Raw genomic sequence first — 22,516 nt, 5'->3', positions numbered from 1 at the left:
ACACACTTTCAGCCTATTAAATCTCAATTGATATCTGTCATCAAATGAATCAGGAAGCCGGCAAAGAATATGATTTCATCATCGTAGGCAGCGGATTGGGCGGCCTGGCTTGCGCGTATATATTGGCCTCCGAAGGAAAAAGCGTACTGGTTCTTGAAAAAAACCACCAGATTGGCGGCAACTTGCAGGTTTACAGCCGCGATAAAACCATTTTCGATACGGGAGTGCATTATATCGGCGGCATGAATCCCGGCGAGAATCTTTACCAATTTTTCAAATACTTCGGTATCCTTGATGATCTGAAGCTCAAAAAACTTGATGAAGATCGGTTTGACACTATCCGGTTTGAGGACGGTCAGGAATATAATTATGCGCAAGGGCATGAGGCATTCAAGAAAAAAATGATTGAATATTTTCCGGATGAAGCGCTCGCGATTGAAACCTTTAGCGAAAAGGTCCTGGAAATATGCAGTCAGTTCCCGCTTTATAATTTGAGAACCAGCGGTAATAATTACCAATATAACGAAGAGCTCATGCAGCTCAACGCACATGACTATATCGCCAGTATCACTTCCAACGAAAGACTCCGGGGTGTTTTAGCTGGCTCAAACTTACTCTACGCGGGAGACAAAGAAAAGACACCTTTCTACGTCCATGCACTAATCATAAACAGCTATTTATCAGGATCTTATAAACTCGTAGACGGCGGATCCCAGCTGGCGATTTTGCTCAGTCGACAGATACGCAAGCTGGGTGGCAAAATTCTGAAACGGGAAAGAATTGTCTCTGCTGAGTTCGATGAAGCAGGGCATATCACCGCCGTGGTGAGCAAAACGGGTAACGTTTTCAAAGGAAAAGAGTTTATATCGAATGTGCATCCGGCCGTTACAATTGATATTTTTGGTGAGGAACGTTTCCTCAAGATATACAATTCACGAATCCGTAATCTGGAAAACAGTATTTCCACCTTTTTGGTACACATATCGTTTAAAGAGAACACGTTTCCCTACCTGAATTACAACATTTACCAGCATCATATTGAGGACGTTTGGGAAGGGATTCACTACAATCAGGATATTTGGCCGGAAACTTATTTTATATGTACCCCCGCCTCCTCGAAAAGTGACCTATATGCAGATTCGATGTCTGTCATGACATATATGAATGCGAGCGAAACGGAAAAATGGGACAGGTCAAGTCATACAATCGCTGAGCCAGGCACTCGGGATGCGGAATATTATGAATTCAAATTATCCAAACAAGAGCAGGTGCTTAAGAACCTCGAAAAGGTTTTTCCTGACATACGCTCAAAAATCAAGTCTGTACATAGTGCCACGCCACTGACATTCAGAGACTATATAGGAAATCAGGACGGATCATTATACGGTATTAAAAAGAACTCGACATCGCCTGCGCGATCACAAATAAATACAAGAACGAGAATTCCCAACCTGCACCTGACGGGCCAAAACGTCTCACTCCATGGCATTTTGGGAGTCACGGTAAGTGCCTTTGTGACGTGCTTCTCGTTCCTTGACAGAGATAAACTCGTAGAGAAAGTAAAAAACGCTTAGATATGCAAATTTTTGATGTTGTCGTAATTGGGGCAGGCCCGGCAGGGACGGTCGCTGCATCCTATCTTAAAAATCAGGGTTACGAGGTAATTATTCTGGAAAAAGAAAAATTCCCCCGGTTCCAGATCGGTGAAAGTCTATTGCCGTGTTGCATGGAGCATTTGGATCAGGCGGGACTGCTGGAAGCTGTTAAAACGAAAAATTTTCAGAAAAAGACAGGTGCAGCTTTTATGAAAGGCGAAAAACGCTGTGAGTTTTTTTTCGAAGAGCAATATACCCAAGGCTGGACATGGACATGGCAGGTAAAACGTGCCGATTTCGATATGACCCTCGCCATGGCGACTGAGCAAAAGGGTGTGAGCGTAAATTTTGAATGTGAAGTAATGAGCGTCGATTGTTCGGCCGATGAACAATTGGTTGAATATAAAGACAATAGAGGGAGAACGCATCAGGTCCGATCGCGTTTCATCATTGATTCCAGTGGGTATGGAAGGGTTTTACCACGACTTTTTGATTTAAGTAAACCGTCTGCGTTCACTCCAAGGGGAGCGATTTTTTCACATCTTCAGGATAAAAACCGTACAGAAATAGCAAGCCAGAATATCTTCGTCCACTCGTTTGACAACAATAAATCCTGGATATGGGCCATCCCGTTTTCGGACGGGACTACATCGGTCGGTATTGTGGGTGACAAAGAAAAAATCGTTGAACTAGCAGAACAAGGTGGGAAAGGATATAAGAAGTTTATCCGATCGTTTGAAGATTTGGGTGGCCGCTTTTCAGATTCCGAATTGCGATTTGAACCCAGACATATTCTCGGATATTCCATCGGTGTCAAGAAAATGTGGGGTGACGGTTTTGTGCTTTCCGGGAATAGTACCGAATTTCTGGACCCTATTTTTTCTTCCGGCGTAACCTTTGCCACAGCATCCGGATTGCTATCTGCAAAGATGGTTCACAAATATCTGAACGGCGAAACCGTCGACTGGAAAAAGGATTACGAAGATGTGGTTCAAAATGGTATCAACGTCTTCAGAAGCTACGTAACCGGCTGGTATAGCGGAGATTTCCAGACCATAGTATTCGCCAAACAAGTCGATCCCGTTTTCAAAAACCAGATATGCTCGGTTTTAGCAGGATATGTTTGGGATCAGACCAACCCATTCGTCAAAAAGCATGATACCATTTTACCTACTTTGGCGAAGGTTATAAAGATGAAGGAAGCGGCAGGAGGCGAGATTTAAAGAATTAATGATCAAACGGTTAATGGTTAACCGAGTGGCCGGATTAACCTTCTTGTTTTGACTTTTACATCCAAAACAAGGAGGCCGCAATTTAATCGGGTAAAACGCCCTTTATTAACCCCTCACCTTTTCATTTGTTAACCCTTTTCAACAATATCAGCGCATGCTGTTCACCTCGAAAATGATTGTATATTAATATACTCTGAGGCTGGGTTGGAACTTCTCCATGCCATATCATTTTTTCAGGAATTGGTTTTCCATTTAGAATCTGTGACGCAATCCAGACTGCAAATGCGGTAGCGGTTGGATATTCCCCAACTAAATTTTTGAATGTTGCAACCGGCGTTTCGACGAAGAGCGCTTCCTCTGTTTTGGTATAAAAAACATCAGAGTCTTTGTCTCCGGATCTGCCATTCATCAGCAATTCGATATCACTTACTTCGCAATTATTTTTTTGCAAAAATGCTGATATCCAACCCTCTACTTCATTCAAACCCAAATTTCCTGTCTGAGCAATATCTATAAGTTCTGCCAGAGGGTGTTCGCCAGATGTGTTGGAAATCACAAACCAACTTGCGCCTTCCCCGTGTACCGATCCGGTGGTGTTGCTCGTCAGCAGACTCTCAGAGGAAGTCTCTTCCCACTTGAAGTATCCGTTTAGGGAATCAATATTATAGTTGTATTGCGAGATTTCTTCGATACTTCCGACCAACAGATTGTCGTATTTACCTTCTTCCAAAAGCATACAGGCATCCAGAAGTGCGTTTTCAAAAGCAAGACCCTTGTGAACATGGGTCATATTGTAGCCGGTCACTTTATTAGTCAGTGCCAGATTGCCAGCCACTGCATTTGGAGTGCTCTGTACAAAATTGGTGGGAGTTAGAGTTCCTTCGTTATAATCAACTATTTGATTGAGAAATTTGAGGCAATCTTCCAAACCACCATTTGCAGTACCCAAAATGATACCCTGAATTTCGTAATGCCGTTGTAATAATTGCAGTCCTGCTCCTACTCCCATTCGCACAGCTTTGCCCATCCGCCTCAAAAGTCCGGCAGGAATTATCCCGGCATAGTCAGGTTCTATTGCCAGATAGCGCGTTCCCTGGTGGGCTTTCAATACTCCTTCAAAAATGGTATTATCAAAAGTGTGCTGTGGCGAAATACTCGTTTGGTCAGTAATATATATCATTCTTACAACAATGACTCGCGTGTTTTGATCTGATCCGTACCCGCCATTTTTATAAAATGGTGCAGCTTTTCTGAATATTTAGACACTTCATTTGTCAGTTTTTCACTATCCCAACCCAGCTCGCTTCCAATCAGCTCGCCAACGGTTTGAATACTATTCAGGGTGTCCTGCCAATCCATGATCTCCATCCGCGTTCTTCTGGCAGTAAAATCACGGATTTTCACCACCATTTCATTTCTCACCGTATATATCACCTCTGCTTTGATGAATGGATAATCAGGATGAATTCGCTCCAGCAAGTCCGGACTTCCCAGCCCTAACATCGTAACCTGCTCGGCCTCCGTTCCGTACTTCTCTGCCAAATGCTTCGCTACGTCTTCCGGAATTTCATATCTGGAACTTAATTTTTTCCAAACCAGGTAATCATAATCTTTCCCGCCAGACAAAATATAATCTGCTGTTTTACAGCTGTTTTCACGTTTGAAAATACTGTCAACGGTATCCAGAGTATCCTTGGCCATTAATCTGTAGGTAGTCCATTTTCCACCCAGCAAACTCACCAGACCCGAAGCTTCGTCAACTTCGACTTCATGATCTCTCACCAAACTTTTAGTCGATTTGGAGGAGCTCGCCGCAAGTAAAGGGCGCAAGCCTCCAAAGCCCGATTTGATATGATCGGGATCAATTGGTTTTTCCAGATACGGATTCAGGGTATCCGCCAGATATTCTTTCTCTTTCTGATTTAACAGTGGCTCTTTCAATCCCTCAGCGTCCGTATCCGTGGTTCCGAGCATGGTCACACCTTCAAACGGAATGGCAAAAACCACACGACCGTCGGATGTTTTGGGAATAAGCATTGCGTCGTTGCTCTTCAAAGTTTCGTACGGAAGCATCAAGTGAACACCTTTACTCGGTCTTATTCTTTCTTCAAGAGCTGAATTGGCTTGTAACCTGATATGATCCGAATAAGGGCCGGTGCAGTTAATCACCAGTTTTGCCCGAATACCTATTTCCTTTTTCGAGACAACATCTATGGCATTTACCTGTTTGATCGTCCCTTTTTCATCCTTGCCAAAACTTTTGACTTCAATATAATTGGCAACAACCGCTCCATTTTCGGAGGCTGACTTCGCCAAAGCAAGACAATACCGCGCATCATCTAACTGACCGTCGTAGTATAAAACTGCGCTATGTAATTTATGACGATTTAAAGTTGGCATCCTTTCCAAAACCTGTTTTTTGGAAAGCCATTTGCTCTTTGGAAGTGTATCATGTTGTGCAAACTGATCATACAAAAATAAACCGACACTGTAATAAAGACCTTCAATCCAAGACTCCACAGGTGTTAAGAGTGCCAATGGCCTGGCCAAATGAGGTGCATTTTTTATGACCAGATGCCGTTCCTCCAAACCATGCTTCACCTGTTTCAATTGACCAAAGTCCAGTTTTTTAAACGCCTGTTCCAGGTATCGAACGCCACCATGAATAAGCTTAGTCGACTTGGAAGAAGTTTGGGCCGCAAAATCATTTTTATCAATTAGCGCTACCTTATATCCCCTCAACACTGCGTCCAAAGCACATCCCGCGCCACTTGCCCCTGCTCCAATAATACATATATCAAACTCCTCCAGCTCCAGACTCGACAACGACTTTGCTCTATTCATAACTTACGATGGGGTGGGCGATAAAGATTTCTCTGTAAAAATACCAATTCCGATTGGTGCAATTCAACAGAAGTGGAAATTTAACTTACAATATTCTGAGTCGGCAACGTTAATATTTTAAATATGAGCCGTGAGTGACGTAAGCGTTAAATTTATGTCAAATAGTTGTTCGATCCAGAAATTAATCTAGATTTGAATCAATTAATACAATTTCTTACACAAAAAAACACACGACTAATATGGGCTTATTATCATTTTTCAAGGGTGGAGGCGAACCGGTCCTTAAGGCTCAACCAGCCCCTACGCCAGAAACAGAGCCACTGAGAGCCAGTGCATTACTCGCGCATGTGAAAGCTCTAGGATTGCCGTATAACTCACTAACCGTAAAAACTTCAGGAGACACTGTAACTATTGACGGAGAAGTTACCAAACAGGCAGATGCCGAAAAAATAGCTTTGGCTGTTGGGAATGTTGAAGGTGTTGCGGTAGTCAACAACAAGCTTGTTGTTGCGACACCAGAACCGGAAGCCACCTATCATACAGTGGAAAAAGGAGATACTTTATCGAAAATTGCAAAGACCGTATATGGAGATATGATGAAATATCCGATCATATTCGAAGCAAACAAGCCAATGCTTTCTGATCCAGACAAGATATATCCGGGACAGGTTTTGCGGATTCCGGCGCTGTGAGGAGCTGTTAGCTGTTAGCGAAAGCGAAGCACTATCTAACATACTCTTTTTCAGAAATTTAATTGCAAATAAATTCTCGATTAACAAAAAATGACAACTCTTGTGGGCTGTCATTTTTTGTTAATTAAAAATCAGATGTTAATTCATCGAGAAATTACTGAGCTGATAATTGCGGCTGGCGGGGCCTCCTTGAAACACCACATCGGCTGTAACTTCCAGAGATTGTTTCAAACCTTCAACATTGTCGAAAGTGTAACCTGAAAGGTCTGTGCCGATATAAAAAAAAGCACTTTCCTTGACTTCATCCGGGGCCTCTAAAAGTTTAAATGTGAGGTAAAATTTACCTTCTACATTCGCATCCTGGGCGACCGCCAAAATCAGGATTCTGCATCTGACAATTTTTGGTTCTGCTTGCATATTATTTTTTCTTTTTCGGCTCCACAGGTTCTGGAAGTTCCGCTGCCCCTCCGGGAATAAGTGTCGGCGCAGGTGCTCCATCCGTGTCAAATTCTCCTTGCAAAAAGCTCTCCAGCGGCTGAGAAAATTCTATGTCAGAACTTGTATTGAAAGGTGTTAAAGTTGGCGCGGGTGCAGATTCGGAGGATGCCAGCAAGTCTGCAAAAGAGTCCGAAAGTAAAGTTGGCGCCGGAGCTTCTGAATTACCTGCCTCGAAAAAAACCGGATCCGGGGCAGAAAAGGCCGTTTCCGCTGATCCCGGGTTTATTCCGGTTGGCTGTCCTCCCCCAGTCTGAACCGGCTCTGCCGTCGACGCGTTGGGCGGAAATACATTGATAGTTACCATATCATTCGTGTTTAATTTGTTCTAAATTGGATTTGAAAAACTAAACATATAGTGTGGTGATCTGGCTGGTGGCATCTTCGATTATACCGGTAACCACAACCCCGCTGCTCTTGGCCGCCACTAAAAGCGCTGCCATATTGGTGCTTGAATCAGCGGAATTCGGTTTCACTTTACGCCAGCCGATGGTGTCGATATAGCCCCATACATTTTTAGTATCCGCTGTCGAATATACCTGAAGTATTTTTTTTGAGAAGTTCATGTTTGTAAAAATTTAAAAGTGAGAGATTGATTAATAATAAACCTGATAGATAAATGTACTGTCAACCTGAACTGTAACGGTCTGATTGCTAATTCTTGCCTGAACCAAAGCGAGCAATATACTGGTAACTCCGTCAGTCGACGTAGGTTTGATCTTTCTCCAGCCGAGGGTCTCTATATAGGCCCAGGCATTCATTGAATCGGCTGTACTGTAAACCTGAAGAACTTTTTTGTTAGATACCAAAGCCAGTGCCGCCACACCGCCAACATTTATCCGACAGGTAATATTGTTGCCAGATCGAGCGATATTGGTGATCGAAACTTTCGAATCAGTTCCCGCATATGACTTGCTATTCGGCGTTGAGCTTACCGTGAAAGAGGTATTTGCGATCAACGGATATGCATCATTGGCATCCCCTGAATTGGCGTTTATGTTCAACTGTCGTAAACCGTCAGCCTGCTCGATATCAACCAGATAGTGATTTTCGTCCGTATTCCCCGTTCTACTTTCGTCGACATGTTCGATAAACAATCCTTCAGCTGGCAGAAAGGCATCAAAACCTTCCTTACGACGATTCGATATCAGAAAATATTCAGTGCTTGCAGCGCTGCCTATAGGCAATTTGAAGACATCCTTGAATGTTTTGTATGGACGCAAGGTCACCTCCTGCTCCGCGTTGAAAATTACAGTCGGGTTGATCCAGCCTGATTTTACTTTACACCAGGCTGTTGGATGGGCCGGGGTATCACCTTGCGGGCTTCCGTTCCAGCTACCACCCGCCATCAGGTCAAACCGACCAGTACCTCGGGAAGTATTGTCAGTATCGTAGAGATCGGGCAAACCACATAAAAGATGACCCAGTTCGTGCGCCATCACACCTACCCGACCATTTTCGGGCGCCATAAAATAGCGATCGATTTTTACGCCATCCACTGTTTTTGGTGTGATATTCCACTTGTGCGACCATATATCGTTCACATTACCAGTCTCTTCGCCTCCAACTCCGGCACAGATAATCACAAGTGCTTCCACAAAACCATCTCCGTCATTATCATATAGTGAAAAATTGACAAATGGATTTGCAAGATCAATAGCGTCTTCCGCCAGCTTTTGTGCATTCTTAGGATATGCACCGAACCCGAAGTCCCCGTTAGTATAATAACTTTTTGCACGGGGAGCTCTGAACCACCCCGAGGTTGGTCCACCCTGGCCTTCAACTGCACCAGTTACATCCAGCTGGTTATATGACGCTTCCTTGTAAAAGTCACGCATACTTCCGGTTGCCAATGTGCTGGTTGAAAATAACAGCTGATTAAAGTGAGCTTTGGATTGCGTAGCCACCTTATCCGAAAAATCAACGAGGAGAACAATCGCTTTCCGCGTACCTGTGACAGGCGCGGCTTCCCGATTTTCTCCAACAAAATCATGATCCCTCGACTTATGGGGCCGACCGACGATCTGGCTATAAGCACGGAGATCCAACACATCAACATCTGAAAAACCACTCAAATCGGCTGCTGCTAATAAGGAGGCTTTCGTTTTAAGTATTCGCTCCTCTAAATCCGGAGCTGGCGGCATTGCACATAAATGACCCGCCGAAGAAACACGACTCGACATAAGCGTGATTGTTAAGGGTGAAAAAATACCATACAAAAGCTGATTGCTTTGTATGGTATTAGTCGAGCCGAATTGATTTATGGAAACAAAAAATTTACTTTTTTTATGAGAAATGTTAAAAAATTAAATTCAGTCCTCAAATTTTTTCGAAATCAAGGCAACAAAAAATCCCCCGACAGTTTTAATTTTCTGTCGAGGGATTTAAACAAAACTACCGTTTTAGGTATTACTCAACGCAAAAGCATTAACATCTGAATCGTCGTAGCTATCCAGCCGACTTGTGCCATTGGTAGCCAGCGCTGTAACGTACAGATTTTCAGAGAATGCAGCTTGACCGGGACAAGATCCAAGTAACTGACTGACAGGAACATTTTGATAAAAGTCTCCGCTGAACAATGTAAACTGCGAGGTGCTGGAAATCACAAATCCCGAATCGCCAACCCCTGTCCCTTCTGTGCCGTTACCTTTGACTATGCCAAAAGAATACTTAGCGAAGTTCCGGGGGTGAGAAGCTTCGAAACTGATCTGAACATTTTGCGCAGGATCAGAATACTGGATAAAACCGCAAACACCGGAGAGATCGCCTGTTTCTATCAACATAGCATCGTGTATCTGTGCTTCGCATTTCTGATTGTCGATTCTCACGAACATCTTATATGAAGTGGCAGTCGCCGGTCCGGAAAGATTCAGGTAGTTATCCGGCGCATCCATGCTATTTCCGATATTGTTCAATTCCGAGATCTGGAAAGTTGATTTCGGTACCGGGACGTTCACAAACGACCCACCGACATCTTTCAATAACTCCAGTTCAAATTTATATATACCATTGTCTACATGAAGGTTTAAATTCCCCGACGGATCAAACGAAGCGGTATTCAGCGATGCGCTCAAGAAATTGAAATGCGACCATTGCGGACTTAACAGCTGGTCGGCAGCAGGAATCAACGGCTCTGAGGCAATATTTTGATGAGGAATCGGATATACGCTACCCGTACCCAACGACACGGCCCGCGTTTCATAATGAGTCGCCGAAAGTTTTACAAGATAAGGGCGGCTAACCGGGCCATCCAGATAAGCCACTTCAGGAGGAACAGGAAGCTGATTCTCATTAAACAAGCGGGTTCGTTTCCATCTGTAATGGGTGGCGCCCGAAGCAAAGATATTAGCTCCACAGAATAAATTGAAATTAAGCGTGCCGCCAAACGGGCTAATCTTCATGCCTTCATCGACTCCCAGTATATCAGTGCATCCGCCATTATTCATAGAAGCTCCCTGAACAGCAACACTTCCAATAGTTTGTTCGATATGCAGCGCAGAAGCCGAGTCGCCGATGGATGTAAACCATACCGCATCTGCAGGTCCGTCCGTATCACAATCACATGGTTGAACACGCGAATCCGTTACATTGATATTAATCTCCGTTCCGCATTTGTAATCCCAATATGTACGGCAAGGAACCGGCGGCCGGTATACAGTCACCCATTGACCATTGACCTCCACTTCAACCCAGATGTAGATGTTGCGATTGGTATTGTTGAAGGTGAAAAGCCATGCATCAAAGTCTCCGTTACAGTCCGTAGTAACCACAGTTTCCTGACGAGTCCAGTAAAACCATGGCCAAAAAATGGGCCAGATGCAGATATATGGAAATAGTAACTCGTGATAGTCGACCAATGCACGGCGCATGGTTTCCAAAGATTCGGACGTAATTTCTGCCAACACTTTTTCAGGAAGTGGCTCCAGCTTGTGATACCGAAGTTTCTTTTCCAGACTGTCTTTTGAGAATATCTCTTTTCTTTCTGGTAAGGATCGAAGTGGCAGGTTAATTTTCGTCTTTCCGGTGTTCCTTATATTCCGAATATCCTCTTTATCTGAAAGTTTGAACTTCGGAAGCGACGTTTCCAGATTTAAAAACTTCACTTTCAAATCCTCCAGAACCCAGTCAGGAAGCTTGAATTTCGGCCGCAAATATATTGGCCAGAAGAAGATCTTTTTCACATCGCATATATGCACACGCGCATGGCAAACAGGGCTTTTTATATTTTGCCCGTCAATGCTAAAAGTCTTGCTTACGTTACCTTTCACATGACAAAAATACCAGGGAAACGGTTTCAAAATTTCTGATGGTAACCGATTGATAATAATGGCATTATCCCTCTCGAAGTTGAGTGGAACCTGGTATGCGCCCATTGTATTCAGTGCATCCTCATCCTGTTGTTCTGCTTCTTTTGGTATAGCCTGCGAAACATACAGACGCAGCTTTTCACGTATTAAAATACGTCCCGGTTTCAAACGAGAATCAAATGAAGACTCCAGCCTGGCCTCCAAATTCTCAAATTTTGCTTCTTCTACAATTGTTCCGTCAGACGAAACGACATAAACCCGAAGATCATCAGCATTTTCAACGCCGGCCTCCTTTGATAGTCTTACGACTATGCTACTTTCTGAATCTTCTTTCATAACCATTTTAATTGCTATTGTCGCGCTTACTCTTAATCGGATTTTCAGCCTGCTCCGGATGAGTTGTGTTAGAAACTCTCACCGAAAACGTTAGTCGGGCTGCACGTCAAAATGGAAACAAATCGAGATTTTGTTTGATTAAACGGTTAGCCATGAAGGAAATAAGCAGAATCCAGGCGGCGGTTAAAAGGTCAGCGGGCGTAACTACAGCGTTTGAATCACCAAAATGCTTATCAGGCTGAGTTCGTCGGAACCCGGTCGACTATAATATATTATTCATAATCAGAAGTTTAGGCCATCTTCATGATATATGTTGATCAAGTCAAAGAATCTCCAAAAAAGAAGACCTAAGTAGCTTTTCGTACCATCCAGGATTTCAATAATTGACAATTCAACCTTGGTAGCTGGCACTTCGACAGGCTCAGGCTTACACAGTAATCACTTAATTATCAAACAATTGCAAATTTACCCGAAGTCTTAGCGCCCCATGGCGAAAACCATCGCGGCTATTGCGTTTCAAACTTATCCAGCACCTGGCACAAAAAAAGGGCCACCCTTTCGGATAGCCCTTTCTTTAATTGATTTCGTCAGAATTAGTCTTCTGCTGCAACCACGTTCAAAGCAACTTTGTGCTTCACTTCTTTGTGAAGGTCAATAAGTGCAGAATATGTACCTATTGATTTTACATCGTCAACAGTGATTTTCTTGCGGTCGATATCGAATCCTTTTTGTTTAAGGAAATCAGCAACCTGAGTATTAGTTACACGTCCGAAAATACGGCCGCTTTCTCCAACAACAGTTTTGATATCAATAACCAATGCTCCGATAGCAGCAGCAATATCTTCTGCGTCTTTCTTCAGCTTTTCAGCTTTGTGAGCAGCCTGACGTACGTTTTCAGTAACGATCTTTCTGTTTGAGGCATTTGCCAATAATGCAAATCCCTGTGGAATAAGGTAATTACGACCGAAACCAGCCTTCACTGATACGATATCGTTTTTATAGCCTACACCAGCAATATCTGTTAATAATATGATTTCCATTGTTCGTAGCTCTTTCTAATTATTTCAATTGATCCGCAACGAATGGCATCAAAGCCAAATGACGTGCTCTCTTAATTGCCACAGATACTTTGCGCTGATATTTCAAACTAGTACCAGTAAGGCGGCGTGGAAGTATTTTCCCTTGTTCGTTTACAAGTTTCAATAAGAAATCAGGATTCTTGTAATCGATATATTTGATACCTGCCTTTTTGAAACGGCAGTATTTTTTGCGGTTACTATTTTTTTCAACCGGTTCGTTAACTAGTGACATAGCTTATGCGTCTTTTGTTTCAGTTGATACTTCTTTTTTTCTACCTACAAGTCCTTTACGCTTCTTTTCATTGTAAGCCAATGAATGCTTGTCAAGAGCGATAGTAAGGAAACGCAAAATACGTTCGTCACGACGGAATTCTGTTTCCAGAATATCCACCAGGCCACCATTTTCTGTGTTGTATTCTAACACAGTGTAAAAGCCTGAATTTTTCTTTTGAATGGGATAGGCCAGCTTTCGCAATCCCCAGTTTTCTTCGTGCACAAGATTACCACCATTAGAAGTGATAATGGCACTGAATTTTTCAACGGCGTCCCTCGTCTGGGCCTCAGACAAGATGGGAGTTAGAATGAACACCGTTTCATAATGCTTAGACATACGGTAATTGATTAAATTGTATTTAAAATGTCCTCACTTTGTAAATAACTCAAAATGAGGGTGCAAAAATAGGGCTTGAAAAGTTAATTTCCAAGCCCTAAGGATGATATTATTACTTCGGCTTTCGGCAATCGGCATTCAACGACTAGCTAGTGGAAAAATAACCGTAACCAGAATCATCAGAATCTAGTGCTGAGGGCCTGATTGACGCCATCGAAAGCCGACTGCCGATAGCCGCCCCCTACTTTACCGTAAAATCGCCCTGACCGATCTTGAAACCTTCGCTATATAATTCGATCACGTACTTCCCGTCCTTCATTGTAACCCCTCCGCGACCGTAGAATATATCAACTTTCTGTTTGGAATTATTGAAATTCACATTCTGACGAGAGCTGTAAATGATCTCTTTACCACCGTAAATAAATGATCCTGAACCCGTTGCCATATCAGAAAGCACGGCTCCATCCGGATCCAATACGCGCAGATAAATGTCTTTTTCGTTTTGTTTGGCTACTGCGTTTTCTCCAAGGACAAAACTTACTTTCAGTTTATCAATGCGTTTCGCCTTATATTTTCCGCCTTCGCGCTCCTTCCCCTTTGCTGAAATGGCGTTCACCTCCAGATTCTCCGCTCGTAATGCAGAAGCCAATGTAACCTTCTCACTCAATTCCCGATTCTGAGCAGAATAATTCGTGACAGAGTCCGCGAGCTGCTGTTTCTCGCTTTGCAAACCCGTCACCTGTTCGTTTAGCTCCTGATTTTTGCTGGTTGCAATACCTAATTGCTCCTTTAGCTGTGCGATTTCCAGATCTTTCTGACTCAACACATCTTCATATGCCTTAATTTTCCTCTTATAGTTTTCAGACGAGAAACTGCCGGCCTTTTTCAGATCATCTTTATCACGCTCCAACTGACGTTTCAGCGCAATTAGAGAATCGACACTTCCACCCAATTGCTGGATCTCCACAATTTTCTGATCCAACTCGGCAGATATCGAATCCAGTTTTGTTTTGGTTAATAATACTTCCTCAGTTTTAGCCGTGATGATGTCGTCCTTCACCTTATTTTCTTGTTTCTCATGGTATATGAAATAAACAAGCACCAGATTGAGGATTAACAAAACCGCCAAAGCAGCCCATAAAAGAGTTTTTCGATCTTGTTTTTGTTCCTGGTTATAGTCCATAAAGAAGGTTAATTTTAGTATTGATTGGTAAAAGAACTATGTTTTTTTCAATTTTGAAATAAGTATGGATCTATTTGTACCGGATTATAATCAAAATATTGGTTTAATCCACTAATTATCAAAATTTTACAGCAACCTATGTCTGAAATCCCGCAAAACCTGACCCGAATCCTCTCGCAATTACATCCGAACACAAATCTGGTTGCGGTTACAAAAACAAAGCCGATTGAAGACTTACAGGAAGCGTATCAGTTTGGTTTCAAGCGATTTGGGGAAAATAAGGTACAGGAAATGACTAGTAAATATGAAATTCTGCCGAAAGACATTGAATGGCATATGATCGGGCATTTACAGAGCAACAAGGTGAAATATATAGCCCCGTATGTAAGCCTGATCCACGGTGTAGACAGCATGAAATTGCTGAAAGAAATTAATAAGGAAGCCGTAAAAAACAATCGAATTATCGATTGTCTTCTCCAAATTCATATAGCCAGCGAAGAAACCAAATTTGGACTTTCGGAAGATGAAGCAAAAGCGATACTGTTGTCTGAAGAAACAAAAAACATGACCCATATCCATATCAAGGGACTCATGGGAATGGCCTCTAACACTGACGACGAGCAAATTGTTGAAAATGAATTCGCCGGATTGAAAAACACGTTCGATAGTTTCAAAGCTCTCGAAACCCCGAACATTAACATGCAGGAATTATCCATGGGCATGAGTGGAGACTACATGTTAGCCATGAAACACGGCAGTACACTGGTAAGAATCGGCAGTGCCATCTTCGGGGGGCGTTGAGTTTGTTTTGTAAACGCTGAGTTTGTTTTGTAAACGCCGAGTTTGGGGAGTATAACGCTGGGTTTCGCGGAGTTTTTTGAAACATATTAAATCATCAGTGGACTTGCAATAAGCTTGTCAGCCCGAGTTTTCGTTCTTGATCTGCGGTTGAAGGCCGTCACTAACAGCTTAAATAGCTAAAAAACAGCAATTTAAATTAATAATGAGCCCTCCCGCGAACTCTTCGACAGGTTCAGAGTGGCAAACATTTTACCATTCAAAGCTATTCCCTATGCATATATAAACTTATAGAAAACTCCCCGAACTCCGCGTTAAACTCCCCAAACTCTGCGTTTCAACAACACCTCCTCCACCGTCTCCCTCACAAACTCAAATGGCAACTCCGCACACAACAGCCCGGTCTGCCTCACCAAAACTGCATTTTCAAGCCGTCCATAAGCGCCAGAATAAGGATTATAACTTTGAAAATTATTGAGCGCGCCCATTAATATGATCCCGAAAGTACCGGATGCATTGGCAAAATGGGAAGGACCGCTGTCGAGGCCGATAAAAAACTCCGCATTGCGTATAACTTCAGCCGTTTCAAGCAATGTAAGCGAGCCGCAGAGGTTGTGGTAGTTTTCAAGCCCGCATTCCAAATTGCTCCTTAACCCGATCTCAACGATATCAAAATCATATTTCACTGACAACCAATCTACTAACTGCTTCCATCGTTCTGCCGGCCAGTCTTTCGGAGCATAATTGGACTGACAATGGATAACAATATATGGTTTCGTAATATTCAGACTCTTTACCTTTTCAACATGCCTTTCCGTTGTGAAGATCCGCGGTTGATCGTCACCCGGAAATGTAGATTTCGGCGGAATCAGACCACCGCTCTGGGCAAATATTTCCAATAGGTTGCCGTATTCCAGATAGTTATGAATGTTAATATTTCGTTGTTGCGACTCTGGATTTTCGGTATATACGTCACATTTTGGGCAGTAGTTATTGTTCCGGAATTGGAGTTCGAATACCTTGTGAAATACTTTGGAAGCAAGAATAACCTTTCGTTGCGTCACACAAAATTCCGTAAAAACCTCATCAATAGCCGGATTATAATCAACCAGCTCCCGGAAAACCGGTTTGACAAACCATACGATCCTGGCATTGGGATATTGGCTTCGGACATAACGTGATATCGGCTCCGCGGCTACAATATCCCCAAAATGCTCGGTGCGTATAATGGCGATCAACTGCTTGCCTTTGGGCAGGAAAATTCTTTTGACCAGAAAACCAAGTGTTGCAGTAAAACCCAATAAATATGCTTTTGCGATATGGGAATATTTATGATAGCGGTGTGTCCAGAGCTGGATAAATCGTTGTGTGGTCATTGCCTGTAATTAGAACTGAGCTGCAAATTAACAAAGAAAAATCTTTTCATATCACTTGTATGGCCTCCTGCCCACCCCTAACTTTACCAGTTACTAACCGGCACGTATCAGCTCAAATTCATGGAAATATATCTGCTCCATGCGCGACGTCCGGTAATTCCATCAAAAATATAACAGATTGATACTATGAAATTTATGATTCAGGCAGGAGGAATTTTGGGTGCGTTGGCAGTAGCTCTTGGCGCATTCGGCGCACACGCATTAAAAGGAATGCTCGAAGCCTCAGGCCGAACCGAAACCTTTGAAACCGCTGTCAGATACCAATTCTACCACGCCATCGCGATGGTATTGGTTGGAATATTACTCCAAAGGGCGACCCCAGAAGCCGCCAAAATGCTAGGCTGGTCTGGCCACGCCTTCACTGCCGGAGTAATTATCTTCTCTGGCTCTCTTTATGCAATTTGCTTTACAGGGATCACCAAATTCGGAGCGACCGCCCCTATTGGTGGATTGGCGTTGATTGTGGGTTGGGTTTTGCTGATTTTGGCGGCTGGGAAGATGTGAGGGGGAAAAAACTTTAGTTTCCTGAACGTTGACATCTAAGTAATCAGGGTAAAAAATCAAGATAAAGTTTAGTTACAACTGTGAGTAAGCTTAAAAAATAGATAACTTAAAGAACTACATCCAGAACCATGAATACCTTAAAAGATATCTTGCAGGACTTCCCCCCAGGAGAGTATATAAATGTTCCAGATGTAATTCATTACACTGGCAAAACCAGGCTAATTTTTTGAACTTAAATACTGAATTTATCGATTTTAATAGCAAACGAAAAGCTGCTCAGTACATCATTTCATCAGCAAAAGGATCAGACCACCATGGAGAAAAGCCATGGATCGCAATGAATTTCGGAGAACAGCTTTATGTATGTCGACAAGAAATATCAATATTCATTCGTGCCACCTAAAATGCCCAACCCCATCGCCCAACCCCTCCACCACCAATTCTCCGCGAGCGTAGAAATGCTTGAAAATGCGATTGTGCTTTGTCCGGAGTGGTATTGGGATACGGAACAGAAGTTTTGGTATAATGCATACCACTGCCTTTTCTTTCTCGACTATTATCTGACCATGGAGCCTAAGGAATTCGTGCCGCCAGCGCCGTTTACTTTTTCGGAGTTTGAGGACGAAATGCCGGAAAGGGTATATACCAAGGATGAGTTGCTCCAATATCTGGATTTCTGTCGGACAAAATGCCGTCAGGTAATCGCGAGTTTGACAGTGGAAGGACTAAGCGACCGATGGATCAACGAGTCGGGAAGCATGGATTTCTCCGTTCTGGAAATACTGCTTTATAATATGCGGCATGTTCAGCATCACGCTGCGCAACTCAACTTACTGCTGCGACAAGGGATCGACCATGCCCCGGATTGGGTGTTTAGAAGTGGTGAAGATTTATAAACCAGGCACTTTTTTGCACGCAAAGTAATGTAAGCTAACGCAAAGTTGACAGAACACTAACCTTGTCGACCTTTCCTTTTTTCTCCCTCCGTTGTGTGCCAATTTCATAAGAACGGTAAATTGTTATTTACAGATATTTGTCTTAAATTTACAGACAAATGTCCAAGAACGAGTATGGCAAATTCAAACATTCAGGAGAAGCTTAATAGGGAAATAAATTTGCTACTGAAAAAGCCGCAAACTCAAAAATTCCATTTTGAGATCAGGAGCAACGTGAGCTACAATGAGTTCCTGAATGATAAAATGCTGATCATTTTTGCAATCAGAACCGGAATCCCCTATTCCCTGTTTGACCTGATTCAGGATTACGCTCCTTTCTCCGAAAACGATTGGGCAGATTTTCTGGATATCTCGACAAAGTCGTTGCACCGATATAAAACCGCCTCTGATCATTCATTCAAAGCCATTCACTCCGAAAAGATTATTGAAATGGCAGAAGTGACTCAGGTGGGATTGGATGTATTTGGCAATATGGACAAACTAAAACTGTGGCTCAACACTCCTAACTACGCGCTGGGAAGTCTTAAACCGATTGAATTACTCAAAGATTCATATGGTAAAGAGCTGGTAATTTCTGAGTTAACCAGAATAAACCACGGCATATTGGTTTAATATGGAGTTATTCAGGCTTTCTAGAGAGAAATTTGCAACACCACTTTCCGGAAAAGGCGCAGCAATCAAGGGGGCAAGATGGAACTCTATCGGCGTGGAACTGATATATACCGCCAGTAACCGTTCGCTGGCCATGGCCGAAGTAGCAGTACATTTCACCCTGGCCACCCTACCGGATGATTATATGATGATTACCATCACCGTTCCTGACGATACTCAGGTAAAGGAAGTCAACGAAATTAACCTACCACAGGCGTGGAAAGACTTTCCCCATCCTGTCGCAACCCAAAGGTTTGGAGACGATTTCGTATTTGAGAATAAATATGGTCTCCTCCGGATACCTTCCGTGGTAACGAAAGGCGACTACAACGTCCTGATCAATCCGAATCATAAAGACTTCGCCAGAATAGAAATTACGTCAATTGAGAAATTTCCATTTGATAAGCGAATATTTAAGTGAGATTAGGCTTCTTGGAAAACTTCTCAGAATAGCCAATTAACCTTAGTACCTCTGCGGCTTTGGGGGAAAATCAAACCTTACTGCAACTTTTCCAGCAGTCGCATCGATATCTCCAAAGTATAGAAGCAAATCAGTCCTAGTTTCTTGACAGCGTGAACGGTCTTTGGGAATCCATTTTCAGGAAGATAAAAAGCAGGATCGAAAATGACCATAAGGATGAACCGCCATAGCTAAAAAACGGCAATGGAATCCCGATAACAGGCATCAGTCCAATCGTCATGCCAACGTTGACAAGAACGTGAAAGAAGATGATTCCAGCCACGCAATATCCATATACCCTCGCGAATCGGCTCCGCTGTCGCTCCGCCAGCACGACGAGTCGGCATATAAGTCCGACAAATAATGATACTACGATTAAGGTGCCAAGAAACCCATGCTCTTCACCCACCGTACAGAAGATAAAGTCAGTGCTTTGTTCAGGCACAAAATCGAATTTTGTCTGTGTTCCTTCGAGGAAACCTTTACCCCTCAAACCTCCGGAACCAATGGCAATTTTAGATTGAATTACGTTCCAGCCGTCCCCCCGCGGGTCAGAATCGGGATCCAGCAGTACCATAATTCTTCCTCGCTGGTGTTTCTGCAGAACGTTATTCATAAAGAAATCCACCCCAAAAACGAAGACACTCAGTATCGCCGCGACTACAATAGTGGCCACCATTCCACCTCTTCGCCGTGTCATAGTTGGCATTAACCATATCACAATTGCCGCGATTACGACAATCGTTCCCACAATATACCACTTCACGAAAAGCAGCGTAATGATCAGCAAAGCAGCCAACACCATCCCTACGACAGGTATGATTCCAGGCATTCCTTCGCGGTATAGTACGATGGCGAAGGACGCAAAAACCAGCATTGATCCCGTTTCGTTAGAAAGGAGAATCAACACTGCCGGCAAAGCGATAATACCTAAAATCGGATAGTAACTCTCAATTTTTTTGGTCAGACTGATCGTCGGGTCACTGAGATATTTGGCAATGGCCAGGCTGACTGCAAGCTTGGAAAACTCCGCTGGCTGCAACGAAAATGACCCAAATTTGATCCAGGAGCGCGATCCATTGATATTGGATCCGGCAAATAAAACGACAACCAGCAGAAATATTACCAACGCATATATGACAAAAGCGAAGGTTTCGTAAAACTTATAATCGATTACTAAAATACATACTACCAGTAACGCCGCCGTGCCAATCCACATCAACTGCTTGCCTGCGTTGTTGGACAAATCAAACATACTTGTATGATTCTCAGGATTATATACAGCCGCGTAGATATTCACCCAGCCGATAAACAGACAGGCTATATAGATCAGGAGTACAACCCAATCGACATTTTTGGTAATTGGTTTACTTTCTGTCATGAACGCTGATATCTTGATATGTTATCGAACATATTGTTAGTCTTCTTTTTTGCTACTATCAGCACGTACCGGCTTCCTTTGTCCGGTTATCACCACTTTCTTCATAAAATCAGCCTCTAGCACTCTTTTCTCTAGCGCTTTGTTCGTCACCTTACCGGAAAGGTATTTTTCCATAACCAATGCGGCGATGGGAGCCGCCGCGGAGCCACCAAACCCCGCATTTTCTACGAAAACAGCAATCGCTATTTTTGGATTTTCAGCCGGGGCGAAAGCGATGAATATAGAATGGTCATCTCCAACCTTGTTTTGGGAAGTTCCCGTTTTCCCCGCCACAGTTATCCCCTGTATTCTTGCCGACTTACCTGTTCCAGCCTCAATCGTTCCAATCATCCCCTCTATAACAGGATCAAAATGCCTTGCAGCTATTCCAGTTTCATGTCTTTTGGTATAAGTGGTATCAAGCCTGCGCTTATCGCCTACTCCTGCTACCACATGAGGTGTATAAAAATAGCCTCTGTTGGCGATAATAGCCGCTACGTTTGCCATTTTCATCGGCGTCACCAATAGCTCTCCTTCTCCAATGCTCAATGAATAAATATTGGAAAACTTCCACCGCCCTTCTCCGATAATTTTATCGTAGTACTTTTTGTTGGGCAAATTCCCTTTGTATTCGCCCGTGATATCAACCCCCAGCCGCTGCCCGATTCCAAATTTACTCACATAGCCAGACCAGACATCTAACCCATACGCCGACGCTTTATAGGTATTTTTAATATCATTGTTGTAAATGATCCTCCGAAAAACATTGTAGAAATAGGGATTGCATGAAATAGCTACCCCGGATGCAACAGTTGGAGTAGCTGCGTGGCTATGGCAACCGATTGGGCAATTCGCATGTGTAAAACCACTGCTCGGAGTGATAACTCCCTCCTGCAAGCCCACCAACGCCTGAATCAATTTAAAAGTTGAACCCGGCCGATAGCTGGCCATAACAGTTCTGTTGAATAAAGGCTTATATGGGTTACGTACCAGCGCGGCAAAATTCTTCGAAAAATACCTGCTCGCCAGCAAGTTAGGGTCATATGAAGGTGCGCTTACTATTGTTAAAATCTGACCCGTTTTAGGTTCGATCGCAACGATGCTGCCTACTTTATTAATCATCAGACTGTCGGCATATTGCTGAACGGTGAGGTCAATGCCAGTATATAGGTTTTCACCCGCTACCGCCATGGTATCTAAAATTCCGTTTTTCCAGGGGCCTTTATAAACGCCGGCCACATTCTGCATCACGAATTTAATACCACGCTTACCTCTCAATTCATTCTCGTAGATCTTTTCTATCCCGTTCTGACCCACATAGTCGCCCTGACGGTAATATTTGTCTTCTTGCTTTTCCAGTTGACCGCCGGTAATTTCACTTACATACCCCAATGTGTTAGCGAGCGTCGGTGCGGTATAGGTCCTCAAAGAGCTTTTTGCAAATTCAAAACCGCCGTAATCCACCATGATATCCTGAATGGAAGCAAAATCTTCCTTCGACAACTGTCGGAGAAAAGTCGAAGGTTTGTGAGGACTATATGAACGAGCAGCCGCCATCAGGCTATCAAAGTCTGAACGCTCTATACCCAATGCCTGACAAAAACGCAGCGTATCCTCTACCCTTGCCTTGTTCGGCGTCACCTTTAAATCGTAAACTGGTGTGTTATAGACAATCAAATTCCCGTGTCGATCATAGATCTGACCGCGAAAAGGAATTTCGATAACACGTTTGATGGAATTACTTGAAGATTCAATGGAATAGCTGTCGTCCAAAACCTGAAGATAAAACAGGCGCGACAGGTAGATGAAACCCACAAGAATAAAAAACCCAATAATATAAAAGCGACGATTTTCGAGCATTCTACCCCCAGTATTCCTGTTCTCCCAATTTTAACGCGAAGTTCGTGATATGGAAAGA

22 protein-coding genes are annotated in these 22,516 nt (G+C 43.2%); 8 read left to right on the top strand and 14 right to left on the bottom strand.

Annotated features, from left to right (window positions below; all coding sequences use genetic code 11):
* Positions 1-44 precede the first annotated feature (44 nt).
* A complete protein-coding gene (locus tag AC1XUD_RS01450; protein ID WP_483359158.1) occupies positions 45-1,574 on the top strand; it encodes a phytoene desaturase family protein in 1,530 nt (509 codons plus the stop codon).
* Positions 1,575-1,576: 2 nt separating this feature from the next.
* Positions 1,577-2,818: an NAD(P)/FAD-dependent oxidoreductase gene (locus AC1XUD_RS01445; RefSeq protein ID WP_483359157.1), complete on the top strand. Its 1,242-nt coding sequence runs from the start codon at positions 1,577-1,579 to the stop codon at positions 2,816-2,818.
* Between the two features lie 130 nt (positions 2,819-2,948).
* Here AC1XUD_RS01445 and AC1XUD_RS01440 read toward each other — a convergent pair whose 3' ends face one another.
* Both AC1XUD_RS01440 and AC1XUD_RS01435 read right to left on the bottom strand, forming a co-directional pair.
* Positions 2,949-4,007, bottom strand: coding sequence for a beta-ketoacyl synthase chain length factor (locus AC1XUD_RS01440; protein WP_483359156.1), 1,059 nt, complete (start codon positions 4,005-4,007; stop codon positions 2,949-2,951).
* A 2-nt stretch (positions 4,008-4,009) separates the two neighbouring features.
* Positions 4,010-5,671, bottom strand: coding sequence for a glycerol-3-phosphate dehydrogenase/oxidase (locus tag AC1XUD_RS01435; protein ID WP_483359155.1), 1,662 nt, complete (start codon positions 5,669-5,671; stop codon positions 4,010-4,012).
* Positions 5,672-5,910: 239 nt separating this feature from the next.
* Between AC1XUD_RS01435 and lysM the strand changes: the two genes are divergently transcribed.
* Positions 5,911-6,363 carry a peptidoglycan-binding protein LysM gene (lysM, locus tag AC1XUD_RS01430; RefSeq protein WP_483359154.1) on the top strand — a complete coding sequence of 151 codons (453 nt, stop codon included), beginning with the start codon at positions 5,911-5,913 and terminating at the stop codon, positions 6,361-6,363.
* A 138-nt stretch (positions 6,364-6,501) separates the two neighbouring features.
* Here the strand turns inward: lysM and AC1XUD_RS01425 are convergent, their stop codons facing one another.
* The 9 genes from AC1XUD_RS01425 to AC1XUD_RS01385 all read right to left on the bottom strand — a co-directional run bounded on the left by AC1XUD_RS01425 (position 6,502) and on the right by AC1XUD_RS01385 (position 14,373).
* Complete coding sequence (locus AC1XUD_RS01425) at positions 6,502-6,780, bottom strand: hypothetical protein (RefSeq protein ID WP_483359153.1); 279 nt, start codon at positions 6,778-6,780, stop codon at positions 6,502-6,504.
* Between the two features lies 1 nt (position 6,781).
* Positions 6,782-7,165, bottom strand: a complete 384-nt coding sequence (locus AC1XUD_RS01420; protein ID WP_483359152.1) for a hypothetical protein — start codon at positions 7,163-7,165, stop codon at positions 6,782-6,784.
* Between the two features lie 40 nt (positions 7,166-7,205).
* The gene (locus AC1XUD_RS01415; protein ID WP_483359151.1) at positions 7,206-7,424 is read right to left on the bottom strand and encodes a hypothetical protein; all 219 of its coding nucleotides are present in this window, start codon (positions 7,422-7,424) and stop codon (positions 7,206-7,208) included.
* A gap of 30 nt (positions 7,425-7,454) precedes the next feature.
* The gene (locus AC1XUD_RS01410; protein WP_483359150.1) at positions 7,455-9,041 is read right to left on the bottom strand and encodes a M6 family metalloprotease domain-containing protein; all 1,587 of its coding nucleotides are present in this window, start codon (positions 9,039-9,041) and stop codon (positions 7,455-7,457) included.
* Between the two features lie 219 nt (positions 9,042-9,260).
* Positions 9,261-11,501, bottom strand: coding sequence for a hypothetical protein (locus tag AC1XUD_RS01405; protein WP_483359149.1), 2,241 nt, complete (start codon positions 11,499-11,501; stop codon positions 9,261-9,263).
* A 593-nt stretch (positions 11,502-12,094) separates the two neighbouring features.
* Positions 12,095-12,541, bottom strand: coding sequence for a 50S ribosomal protein L9 (gene rplI, locus AC1XUD_RS01400; protein WP_483359148.1), 447 nt, complete (start codon positions 12,539-12,541; stop codon positions 12,095-12,097).
* A 19-nt stretch (positions 12,542-12,560) separates the two neighbouring features.
* Positions 12,561-12,812 (bottom strand): 30S ribosomal protein S18, encoded by a 252-nt coding sequence (gene rpsR, locus AC1XUD_RS01395; protein WP_483359147.1) that lies wholly within the window; start codon positions 12,810-12,812, stop codon positions 12,561-12,563.
* Between the two features lie 3 nt (positions 12,813-12,815).
* Positions 12,816-13,190 carry a 30S ribosomal protein S6 gene (gene rpsF, locus AC1XUD_RS01390; protein WP_483359146.1) on the bottom strand — a complete coding sequence of 125 codons (375 nt, stop codon included), beginning with the start codon at positions 13,188-13,190 and terminating at the stop codon, positions 12,816-12,818.
* A gap of 241 nt (positions 13,191-13,431) precedes the next feature.
* Entirely contained in the window at positions 13,432-14,373 is a 942-nt protein-coding gene (locus AC1XUD_RS01385) for a hypothetical protein (RefSeq protein WP_483359145.1), read from the bottom strand.
* Between the two features lie 138 nt (positions 14,374-14,511).
* On the opposite strand from AC1XUD_RS01385, the gene AC1XUD_RS01380 reads away from it, so the two are divergent.
* On the top strand, positions 14,512-15,174 hold the full coding sequence (locus AC1XUD_RS01380; protein ID WP_483359144.1) for a YggS family pyridoxal phosphate-dependent enzyme: 663 nt from the start codon (positions 14,512-14,514) through the stop codon (positions 15,172-15,174).
* 311 nt (positions 15,175-15,485) lie between these two features.
* On the opposite strand, the gene AC1XUD_RS01375 is transcribed toward AC1XUD_RS01380, so the two are convergent.
* Entirely contained in the window at positions 15,486-16,547 is a 1,062-nt protein-coding gene (locus AC1XUD_RS01375) for a glycosyltransferase family 9 protein (RefSeq protein WP_483359143.1), read from the bottom strand.
* 186 nt (positions 16,548-16,733) lie between these two features.
* Between AC1XUD_RS01375 and AC1XUD_RS01370 the strand changes: the two genes are divergently transcribed.
* The 4 genes from AC1XUD_RS01370 (at position 16,734) to AC1XUD_RS01355 (ending at position 19,139) form a co-directional block, all read left to right on the top strand.
* Positions 16,734-17,111 carry a DUF423 domain-containing protein gene (locus AC1XUD_RS01370; RefSeq protein ID WP_483359142.1) on the top strand — a complete coding sequence of 126 codons (378 nt, stop codon included), beginning with the start codon at positions 16,734-16,736 and terminating at the stop codon, positions 17,109-17,111.
* 359 nt (positions 17,112-17,470) lie between these two features.
* Positions 17,471-18,007, top strand: coding sequence for a DinB family protein (locus AC1XUD_RS01365; protein WP_483359141.1), 537 nt, complete (start codon positions 17,471-17,473; stop codon positions 18,005-18,007).
* A gap of 174 nt (positions 18,008-18,181) precedes the next feature.
* Positions 18,182-18,679, top strand: coding sequence for a type II RES/Xre toxin-antitoxin system antitoxin (parS, locus tag AC1XUD_RS01360; protein WP_483359140.1), 498 nt, complete (start codon positions 18,182-18,184; stop codon positions 18,677-18,679).
* A 1-nt stretch (position 18,680) separates the two neighbouring features.
* Positions 18,681-19,139, top strand: coding sequence for an RES family NAD+ phosphorylase (locus tag AC1XUD_RS01355; RefSeq protein WP_483359139.1), 459 nt, complete (start codon positions 18,681-18,683; stop codon positions 19,137-19,139).
* A gap of 136 nt (positions 19,140-19,275) precedes the next feature.
* On the opposite strand, the gene rodA is transcribed toward AC1XUD_RS01355, so the two are convergent.
* Positions 19,276-20,559, bottom strand: coding sequence for a rod shape-determining protein RodA (rodA, locus tag AC1XUD_RS01350; protein ID WP_483359138.1), 1,284 nt, complete (start codon positions 20,557-20,559; stop codon positions 19,276-19,278).
* Between the two features lie 36 nt (positions 20,560-20,595).
* Entirely contained in the window at positions 20,596-22,458 is a 1,863-nt protein-coding gene (locus AC1XUD_RS01345) for a penicillin-binding transpeptidase domain-containing protein (protein ID WP_483359137.1), read from the bottom strand.
* Positions 22,459-22,516: the final 58 nt, after the last annotated feature.

This window comes from Dyadobacter sp. HNCC25DJ184 (genome assembly GCF_056895215.1).
This window is presented reverse-complemented; position numbering and strand designations above follow the sequence as displayed.

What these genes read in the sequence shown, in the direction of transcription:
- AC1XUD_RS01450 (WP_483359158.1), top strand. Translation starts at nt 45, where the DNA reads ATGAATCAGGAAGCCGGCAAAGAATATGATTTCATCATCGTAGGCAGC.
- AC1XUD_RS01445 (WP_483359157.1), top strand. Translation starts at nt 1,577, where the DNA reads ATGCAAATTTTTGATGTTGTCGTAATTGGGGCAGGCCCGGCAGGGACG.
- AC1XUD_RS01440 (WP_483359156.1), bottom strand. Translation starts at nt 4,007, where the DNA reads ATGATATATATTACTGACCAAACGAGTATTTCGCCACAGCACACTTTT.
- AC1XUD_RS01435 (WP_483359155.1), bottom strand. Translation starts at nt 5,671, where the DNA reads ATGAATAGAGCAAAGTCGTTGTCGAGTCTGGAGCTGGAGGAGTTTGAT.
- lysM (WP_483359154.1), top strand. Translation starts at nt 5,911, where the DNA reads ATGGGCTTATTATCATTTTTCAAGGGTGGAGGCGAACCGGTCCTTAAG.
- AC1XUD_RS01425 (WP_483359153.1), bottom strand. Translation starts at nt 6,780, where the DNA reads ATGCAAGCAGAACCAAAAATTGTCAGATGCAGAATCCTGATTTTGGCG.
- AC1XUD_RS01420 (WP_483359152.1), bottom strand. Translation starts at nt 7,165, where the DNA reads ATGGTAACTATCAATGTATTTCCGCCCAACGCGTCGACGGCAGAGCCG.
- AC1XUD_RS01415 (WP_483359151.1), bottom strand. Translation starts at nt 7,424, where the DNA reads ATGAACTTCTCAAAAAAAATACTTCAGGTATATTCGACAGCGGATACT.
- AC1XUD_RS01410 (WP_483359150.1), bottom strand. Translation starts at nt 9,041, where the DNA reads ATGTCGAGTCGTGTTTCTTCGGCGGGTCATTTATGTGCAATGCCGCCA.
- AC1XUD_RS01405 (WP_483359149.1), bottom strand. Translation starts at nt 11,501, where the DNA reads ATGAAAGAAGATTCAGAAAGTAGCATAGTCGTAAGACTATCAAAGGAG.
- rplI (WP_483359148.1), bottom strand. Translation starts at nt 12,541, where the DNA reads ATGGAAATCATATTATTAACAGATATTGCTGGTGTAGGCTATAAAAAC.
- rpsR (WP_483359147.1), bottom strand. Translation starts at nt 12,812, where the DNA reads ATGTCACTAGTTAACGAACCGGTTGAAAAAAATAGTAACCGCAAAAAA.
- rpsF (WP_483359146.1), bottom strand. Translation starts at nt 13,190, where the DNA reads ATGTCTAAGCATTATGAAACGGTGTTCATTCTAACTCCCATCTTGTCT.
- AC1XUD_RS01385 (WP_483359145.1), bottom strand. Translation starts at nt 14,373, where the DNA reads ATGGACTATAACCAGGAACAAAAACAAGATCGAAAAACTCTTTTATGG.
- AC1XUD_RS01380 (WP_483359144.1), top strand. Translation starts at nt 14,512, where the DNA reads ATGTCTGAAATCCCGCAAAACCTGACCCGAATCCTCTCGCAATTACAT.
- AC1XUD_RS01375 (WP_483359143.1), bottom strand. Translation starts at nt 16,547, where the DNA reads ATGACCACACAACGATTTATCCAGCTCTGGACACACCGCTATCATAAA.
- AC1XUD_RS01370 (WP_483359142.1), top strand. Translation starts at nt 16,734, where the DNA reads ATGAAATTTATGATTCAGGCAGGAGGAATTTTGGGTGCGTTGGCAGTA.
- AC1XUD_RS01365 (WP_483359141.1), top strand. Translation starts at nt 17,471, where the DNA reads ATGTATGTCGACAAGAAATATCAATATTCATTCGTGCCACCTAAAATG.
- parS (WP_483359140.1), top strand. Translation starts at nt 18,182, where the DNA reads ATGGCAAATTCAAACATTCAGGAGAAGCTTAATAGGGAAATAAATTTG.
- AC1XUD_RS01355 (WP_483359139.1), top strand. Translation starts at nt 18,681, where the DNA reads ATGGAGTTATTCAGGCTTTCTAGAGAGAAATTTGCAACACCACTTTCC.
- rodA (WP_483359138.1), bottom strand. Translation starts at nt 20,559, where the DNA reads ATGACAGAAAGTAAACCAATTACCAAAAATGTCGATTGGGTTGTACTC.
- AC1XUD_RS01345 (WP_483359137.1), bottom strand. Translation starts at nt 22,458, where the DNA reads ATGCTCGAAAATCGTCGCTTTTATATTATTGGGTTTTTTATTCTTGTG.